A 7,173-nucleotide genomic window follows, 5' to 3' on the forward strand; every position below is an offset into this window, starting at 1 on the left:
AAGGCACATGCACCGATTATGCGCGAAGCACAGCTAAATTCCCGTTGAATCCAACCTGCACGCGGCGATGCCGGATTCAGCGCCGCTGCAGCCAGCTGTCCGGGTTGACCGGCTGTCCACCACGGCGCAGCTCGAAGTACAGCGCGGTGACACCCTGCCCACCGGAATTGCCGACCTTGGCCACTGCATCACCGCGGCTGACGCGGGCACCTGCATCCTTCAGCAGGGTGTCGTTATGCGCGTACAGGCTCATGTAGCCGTTGCCGTGATCGACGATCAGGATCATCCCGTAGCCGGTCATCCAGTCGGAGAACACCACGGTACCGTCGGCCACCGCAGTGACGGTGCTGCCGGCCGGCGCGCCGATCAGCACGCCGCTGCTGGTGCGGCCGTCGGGCAGTTTGCCGCCATAGCGCGCCAGCAGGTTGCCGGACAACGGCCAGCCCAGCCCTCCGACCTTCGGCGCCGGCGCCGAGGCGACTGCCGGCGGCACCTTGGTGGGCGGCGCAGGCCGCCCCTCGGCTGCGGCCTGGCGTGCAGCACGTTCGGCCGCGGCCTTCTCGGCGGCCGCACGGCGGGCGGCCGCGCGACGCTCGGCTTCGGCACGGGCGGCGGCCGCGCGCAGGTTGGCCAGCAGCGTTTCCAGCGCCCTGGCGTCCTGGCCCAATGCCTGTTCCTTCTCGCGCCGGTCCTTGAAGCGCTCGTCCAGCGCCGCGACGGTCTGCGCACGCTCGCGGCGATCGGCCGCCAGTGTGGCGGCCTGTTGCTTCTGGGTACGCTGGGTACCTTCCAGCGCCTGCCGGTGCGCGGCGATCTGCGCCTGCAACGCTTCCAGCTCTTTCAGGTCAGCCGTCAGCGTGGCGATGCGCTGCGCACGCTCGCGCTGCAGGTAGCGGTGATAGGCCAGGGCCCGATTGGCATCGGCCACCGTGTCCTGGGACAGCAGCAGCTTCAACGGTGCGTGGTTGCCCAGTTGATAGGCCGCCCGCAACAACCCGGCCAGCTCGCGATGCTGTTGTGCCAGGTTGGCCTGGAGGCTGCTGCGACGCTGCTCGGCCTCGGCCAGTGCCTGGTTCTGCTCACGCAGTGCCGCTTCAGTCTGCGCCAGCGCACGGCCGCTGCGGGCCACCTTCTCATCAGCCTCGCGCAGCTGCTGCGAAGCCTGGCCGCGTTGTCCTTCGATCTGCCTGCGCTCCTGCGCCACGCCCTTCAGTTCACTGCGCAGCTTCTGCAGCTTGCGCTCCGTCTCGCGGGTGGTCTGCGCGGTACCCGGTACTGGCAGTGCCAGCGCCACCGCCAGCCCCAACAGCAGGCAACGCCCGCCGCGGAGGACAGCGATGTGATGTCGGCGTGATGGGAAGGCGTTGTGGCGCAAGGGCTTTCCAGTGACTTCAGGCAGTTGCAGGGGATACCGGGGAATGGTGACATCTCCGCACGCGGCCTGCCAGCCGCACATCCATCGAGGTCCTCATGAACGTTCTTTCCATTCCGCTGCTGTTGGGCGTACTGCTGGTCACCGGGCCGGTGGCCGCGCAGGAAGATGTCAGCAAGGTCAATGGCAGCATCAGCGCCGAACCCGGCCAGCGCTACGGCAAACTGGACACCGTCAACGGTGGCATCCGTGTCGGCGAAGGTGTCGAGACCGGCAGCATCGACACCGTCAACGGCGGGGTCAAGGTTGCCGACCGTGCGCGTACCGGCAGGATCGAGACTGTCAACGGCAGCGTACGCCTGGGCCGGGAGGTCATCGCACGCGGCAGTATCAGCACGGTCAATGGCAGCATCTTCACTGACCGCGGCAGCCAGATCGAAGGCGGCGTGGAAACCGTCAATGGTGGCATCGGCCTGGTCGAGAGCCGTGTCAGCAAGGACGTCGAAACCGTCAACGGCGACATCACCGTTGGCATCGGCTCGCAGGTCGCTGGAGGTCTGCAGGTCCGCAAGCCGAACTTCAGCGTCTCGCTGACCGCCAGCCGCAAGCCGCGCGTGATCATCGGGCCGAACGCCGTGGTCAACGGCCCCCTGCAGTTCGAACGCGAGGTGGTGCTGTACGTGCACCGCAGCGCTCGCATCGGACCCGTGTCCGGCGCAGACCCGATCCCGTTCGACACCGAAACCGCTCCGGCGGACTGAGCGCCACCGTACCCGCAGGTTCGGTGATACTCGCTGCTACCGGCCGCACACCCGGTGCGGTCGCCCTTTGTTTTCCAGGAATCGACGATGCCCCGCAAACTCCTCCTGTGCCTGGCCGCTGCGGCCGCGCTCAGTGCCTGCAAAGGCGAAGATACCCCGGCGCCCGCGCCGGTCACCGACACTGCTGCCGCAAAGCCGTCGGTCCATCCGTTCTCGCCGGAGATCAATGCCGGGGACTTCGCCGAGATGGTCAAGACCCTGGCCTCGGATGAGTTCGAGGGCCGCGCCCCGGGCAGCAAGGGCGAAGAACTGACCGTCAACTACATCCGCGACCAGATGCAGCGCATCGGACTGCAGCCCGGCAACGGCGACAGCTGGTTCCAGGACGTGCCGATGACCGAGACCACGGCTGATGAGTCGACCGTGCTGAAGATCACCCAGGGGGGCAAGACCACCGAACTGAAGTTCGGCACCGACATGGTGGTGGGAACCCGCACGGGCCAGGCCGAAGTGAAGATCGACGCCAGCGACCTGGTGTTCGTCGGCTACGGCGTCGATGCGCCGGAGCAGAACTGGAACGACTATGCCGGCCAGGACTGGAAGGGCAAGACCGTCGTCATGTTCGTCAATGATCCGGGATTCCACGTCGATGACCAGGCGCTGTTCGATGGCAAGCGCATGACCTACTACGGGCGCTGGACCTACAAGTTCGAGGAAGCCGCGCGCAAGGGCGCGGCCGCCGCGCTGATCGTGCACGACACTGCCGGCGCCTCCTATGGCTGGGATGTGGTGAAGAACTCCTGGGCCGGCCCGCAGTACGACCTTCCGGCCAAGGATGACCCGGAGGTCCGCATCCCGGTACAGGGTTGGCTCAGTGCTGCCGCCGCCAAGGCGCTGTTCGCCGGTGCCGGCCTGGACCTCGCCCAGGCCTACAAGGATGCCAGCAAGCGCGGTTTCAAGCCGGTGCCGCTGAAGGCCACCGCGGCGGTCGATCTCAAGAGCCGGATCGCACAGAAGCAGTCGCGCAACGTGGTCGGCGTACTGCCGGGCAGCAAGCGCGCCGACGAGGCCGTGCTGTACATGGCGCACTGGGACCATCTGGGCAAGCACGAGGGCGAGACCGGCGACAACATCTACAACGGCGCCGTCGACAATGCGACCGGCGTGGCCGGCATTCTCGAGGTGGCCGAGGCCATGGCCCACCAGGATCCGAAGCCGGAGCGTTCGGTAGTGTTCCTGGCGGTGACCCTGGAAGAATCCGGCCTGCTGGGCTCGAAGTACTACGTCGCCCACCCGACCTTCCCGCTGGACAAGATCGCCGGCGTGATCAACATCGATGCGATGTCGGTGGCGGGCCGCGCCAGGGACGTGACCGTCACCGGCTTCGGCAGCTCCGAGCTGGAGGACATCCTCAAGCCCTTGGCCGCCGCCCAGGACCGTACCCTGCATGGGGAAACGTCGGTGCAGAGCGGCTTCTACTTCCGTTCCGACCACTTCAACTTCGCCAAGGCCGGCGTGCCGGCGCTGTATGCCGATGGCGGCGAAGACCTGCGTGACGGCGGCGTGGAAGCCGGCCGCAAGGCTGCGGCCGACTATGGCGCCAACCGCTACCATGGCCCGAAGGACGAGTTCGATGCGGCCAACTGGAAGCTGGACGGCACCGTCGAGGACCTGCAGCTGATGTACGGCGTGGGCAAGGAACTGGCCGGTGGCGACCGTTGGCCGAACTGGTACGCCGGCAATCCATTCAAGGCGGCCCGCGACGCGATGATGAAGGACAAGGCCCCGGCCAAGTAGCGTCGAGCCATGCTCGACTGAACGTCGTCTGGAGCAGAGCGGCGCCCCACGGGGCGCCGCTTTTTTTGTCGGTAGCCGCCAACCTTGGCGGGCGCCGTGGTTCTGCGCGGAGGGCATCCACGCATGCCGTGGATCCCCACCGGGACGATGCAGGGTCATGCAATTGCCGGCCAGCGGCCGGCACGACCCGCATTTTCCTGCGTACAAAGAAAAACCCCGCTGCGCAAGCAGCGGGGTTTTGGGTGTAAACCCTGGCGATGACCTACTCTCGCATGGCTTGAGCCACACTACCATCGGCGCAGCTGCGTTTCACTTCCGAGTTCGGGATGGGATCGGGTGGTTCCACAGCGCTGATTTCACCAGGGAGACGGTTGCAGCGGCGCTTGCAGCGCCAGCTTCGCGATCCTGCCCTTGCGGCGGAAGATACCCGGATTGCGGTGCCTTCACTTAATAAGAAAAACCCCGCTGCGCAAGCAGCGGGGTTTTGGGTGTAAAACCCTGGCGATGACCTACTCTCGCATGGCTTGAGCCACACTACCATCGGCGCAGCTGCGTTTCACTTCCGAGTTCGGGATGGGATCGGGTGGTTCCACAGCGCTGATTTCACCAGGGAGACGGTTGCAGCGGCGCTTGCAGCGCCAGCTTCGCGATCCTGCCCTTGCGGCGGAAGATACCCGGATTGCGGTGCCTTCACTTAATAAGAAAAACCCCGCTGCGCAAGCAGCGGGGTTTTGGGTGTAAAACCCTGGCGATGACCTACTCTCGCATGGCTTGAGCCACACTACCATCGGCGCAGCTGCGTTTCACTTCCGAGTTCGGGATGGGATCGGGTGGTTCCACAGCGCTGATTTCACCAGGGAGACGGTTGCAGCGGCGCTTGCAGCGCCAGCTTCGCGATCCTGCCCTTGCGGCGGAAGATACCCGGATTGCGGTGCCTTCACTTAATAAGAAAAACCCCGCTGCGCAAGCAGCGGGGTTTTGGGTGTAAAACCCTGGCGATGACCTACTCTCGCATGGCTTGAGCCACACTACCATCGGCGCAGCTGCGTTTCACTTCCGAGTTCGGGATGGGATCGGGTGGTTCCACAGCGCTGATTTCACCAGGGAGACGGTTGCAGCGGCGCTTGCAGCGCCAGCTTCGCGATCCTGCCCTTGCGGCGGAAGATACCCGGATTGCGGTGCCTTCACTTAATAAGAAAAACCCCGCTGCGCAAGCAGCGGGGTTTTGGGTGTAAAACCCTGGCGATGACCTACTCTCGCATGGCTTGAGCCACACTACCATCGGCGCAGCTGCGTTTCACTTCCGAGTTCGGGATGGGATCGGGTGGTTCCACAGCGCTGATTTCACCAGGGAGGCTTTTGGAGAGTCGCACTCGTCCCTGTGGGACAAGGCGCCAGCCTCGCATAGTTCTTGTGACGTAGCGTGCACCTGGATGCTCTTACGACGTTGTCGTAAAGCCAAGGCAACTTGAGGTTATATGGTCAAGCCGCACGGATCATTAGTATCAGTTAGCTCAATACATTGCTGTACTTACACACCTGACCTATCAACCACGTAGTCTACATGGTTCCTTCAGGGGGCTTGTGCCCCGGGAGATCTCATCTTGAGGCGCGCTTCCCGCTTAGATGCTTTCAGCGGTTATCGCTTCCGAACATAGCTACCCGGCAATGCCACTGGCGTGACAACCGGAACACCAGAGGTTCGTCCACTCCGGTCCTCTCGTACTAGGAGCAGCCCCTCTCAAATCTCCAACGCCCATGGCAGATAGGGACCGAACTGTCTCACGACGTTCTGAACCCAGCTCGCGTACCACTTTAAATGGCGAACAGCCATACCCTTGGGACCGACTACAGCCCCAGGATGTGATGAGCCGACATCGAGGTGCCAAACACCGCCGTCGATATGAACTCTTGGGCGGTATCAGCCTGTTATCCCCGGAGTACCTTTTATCCGTTGAGCGATGGCCCTTCCATACAGAACCACCGGATCACTAAGTCCTAGTTTCCTACCTGCTTGATCCGTCGATCTTGCAGTCAAGCACGCTTATGCCTTTGCACACAGTGCGCGATGTCCGACCGCGCTGAGCGTACCTTCGAGCTCCTCCGTTACTCTTTAGGAGGAGACCGCCCCAGTCAAACTACCCACCATACACGGTCCCCGACCCAGATAATGGGCCCAGGTTAGAACGTCAAGCACGACAGGGTGGTATTTCAAGGATGGCTCCACTGCAGCTGGCGCCACAGTTTCATAGCCTCCCACCTATCCTACACAGACGAACTCAACGTTCAGTGTAAAGCTATAGTAAAGGTTCACGGGGTCTTTCCGTCTTGCCACGGGAACGCTGCATCTTCACAGCGATTTCAATTTCACTGAGTCTCGGGTGGAGACAGCGCCGCTGTCGTTACGCCATTCGTGCAGGTCGGAACTTACCCGACAAGGAATTTCGCTACCTTAGGACCGTTATAGTTACGGCCGCCGTTTACTGGGGCTTCGATCAAGAGCTTCGCCTTGCGGCTGACCCCATCAATTAACCTTCCAGCACCGGGCAGGCGTCACACCCTATACGTCCACTTTCGTGTTTGCAGAGTGCTGTGTTTTTGATAAACAGTCGCAGCGGCCTGGTTACTGCGACCCTCCTCAGCTGTAGCTCGCACGAGCCACCAAAGAGGGTGCACCTTCTCCCGAAGTTACGGTGCCATGTTGCCTAGTTCCTTCACCCGAGTTCTCTCAAGCGCCTGAGAATTCTCATCCTACCCACCTGTGTCGGTTTACGGTACGGTCTGCGTAAGCTGAAGCTTAGGAGCTTTTCCTGGAAGCGTGGTATCAGTGACTTCGCCATAAAGGCTCGTCTCGGTGCTCGGTCTTAAAGGATCCCGGATTTGCCAAAGATCCAAACCTACCGCCTTTCCCCAGGACAACCAACGCCTGGTACACCTAACCTTCTCCGTCCCTCCATCGCACTTACGCGAGGTGCAGGAATATTAACCTGCTTCCCATCGACTACGACTTTCGTCCTCGCCTTAGGGGCCGACTCACCCTGCGCCGATTAACGTTGCGCAAGGAAACCTTGGGCTTTCGGCGTGCGGGTTTTTCACCCGCATTATCGTTACTCATGTCAGCATTCGCACTTCCGATACCTCCAGCGGACTTCTCAATCCACCTTCGCAGGCTTACGGAACGCTCCTCTACCGCGCATACAAAGTATGCACCCCAAGCTTCGGTTCAGTGCTTAGCCCCGTTAA

General features: G+C 62.6%; 3 protein-coding genes and 6 rRNA genes (1 of these 9 cut by a window edge). 2 read left to right on the plus strand and 7 right to left on the minus strand.

Features of this window, described 5'->3' with window-relative positions; all coding sequences use genetic code 11:
- Positions 1-76: 76 nt before the first annotated feature.
- Complete coding sequence (locus tag A9K58_RS18445) at positions 77-1,375, minus strand: murein hydrolase activator EnvC family protein (protein WP_065200724.1); 1,299 nt, start codon at positions 1,373-1,375, stop codon at positions 77-79.
- A 95-nt stretch (positions 1,376-1,470) separates the two neighbouring features.
- Between A9K58_RS18445 and A9K58_RS18450 the strand changes: the two genes are divergently transcribed.
- Together A9K58_RS18450 and A9K58_RS18455 are read left to right on the plus strand one after the other, a co-directional pair.
- Complete coding sequence (locus tag A9K58_RS18450) at positions 1,471-2,133, plus strand: DUF4097 family beta strand repeat-containing protein (protein ID WP_065200725.1); 663 nt, start codon at positions 1,471-1,473, stop codon at positions 2,131-2,133.
- Positions 2,134-2,220: 87 nt separating this feature from the next.
- Positions 2,221-3,930: a M28 family metallopeptidase gene (locus tag A9K58_RS18455; protein ID WP_065200726.1), complete on the plus strand. Its 1,710-nt coding sequence runs from the start codon at positions 2,221-2,223 to the stop codon at positions 3,928-3,930.
- A gap of 249 nt (positions 3,931-4,179) precedes the next feature.
- On the opposite strand, the gene rrf (A9K58_RS18460) is transcribed toward A9K58_RS18455, so the two are convergent.
- The 6 genes from rrf (A9K58_RS18460) to A9K58_RS18485 form a co-directional block, all read right to left on the minus strand.
- Positions 4,180-4,294: ribosomal RNA gene (gene rrf / locus A9K58_RS18460) — 5S ribosomal RNA — on the minus strand.
- A gap of 132 nt (positions 4,295-4,426) precedes the next feature.
- Positions 4,427-4,541 (minus strand): 5S ribosomal RNA (gene rrf / locus A9K58_RS18465).
- Positions 4,542-4,673: 132 nt separating this feature from the next.
- A 5S ribosomal RNA gene (gene rrf / locus A9K58_RS18470) occupies positions 4,674-4,788 on the minus strand.
- 132 nt (positions 4,789-4,920) lie between these two features.
- Positions 4,921-5,035: ribosomal RNA gene (rrf, locus tag A9K58_RS18475) — 5S ribosomal RNA — on the minus strand.
- Positions 5,036-5,167: 132 nt separating this feature from the next.
- Positions 5,168-5,282, minus strand: a 5S ribosomal RNA gene (gene rrf, locus A9K58_RS18480).
- A 126-nt stretch (positions 5,283-5,408) separates the two neighbouring features.
- Positions 5,409-7,173 (minus strand): 23S ribosomal RNA (locus A9K58_RS18485); it runs 1,113 nt beyond the window's last position.

The organism is Stenotrophomonas maltophilia, from assembly GCF_001676385.1.
Classification (GTDB): domain Bacteria; phylum Pseudomonadota; class Gammaproteobacteria; order Xanthomonadales; family Xanthomonadaceae; genus Stenotrophomonas; species Stenotrophomonas maltophilia_J.

Coding starts and splice junctions, on each gene's coding strand:
- A9K58_RS18455 (WP_065200726.1), top strand. CDS start 2,221: ATGCCCCGCAAACTCCTCCTGTGCCTGGCCGCTGCGGCCGCGCTCAGT.
- A9K58_RS18450 (WP_065200725.1), top strand. CDS start 1,471: ATGAACGTTCTTTCCATTCCGCTGCTGTTGGGCGTACTGCTGGTCACC.